Here is a 311-nt window from a genome sequence, read left to right as displayed (position 1 = left end):
TTATGCCTGATGACCATAGCAAGTTGGTCCCACTCCTTCCCATCCCGAACAGGACAGTGAAACGACTTTGCGCCGATGATAGTGCGGGTTCCCGTGTGAAAGTAGGTCATCGTCAGGCTCTTACAGCAAGAAGCACCCAGTGTTGTACTGGGTGTTTTCTTTTGATTCATTGCATAGATGGGTTAAAAGAAAGCAAAAGTTTGACAGTTCTTTAAAAGCTGTGCTAGAATTCAAGGCTTCGCTGATCGCAGCGAGGTTTGCAAAATGAAGAAGATTTTGGTCTGATTTGTTTTGTTGGGATCCTTAAAAAT

The 311-nt window shown here is 43.7% G+C and carries 1 rRNA gene; it reads left to right on the top strand.

The window, feature by feature from the left end:
* Positions 1-5: 5 nt before the first annotated feature.
* Positions 6-118 (top strand): 5S ribosomal RNA (rrf, locus tag IB236_RS24225).
* Positions 119-311: the final 193 nt, after the last annotated feature.

Origin of the sequence: Acidovorax sp. ACV02, assembly GCF_014851475.1 — a bacterium.
Lineage (GTDB): Bacteria > Pseudomonadota > Gammaproteobacteria > Burkholderiales > Burkholderiaceae_C > Acidovorax > Acidovorax delafieldii.
Note: the sequence above shows the minus strand (reverse complement) of the source record. Positions and strands in the feature narration are given on the sequence as shown.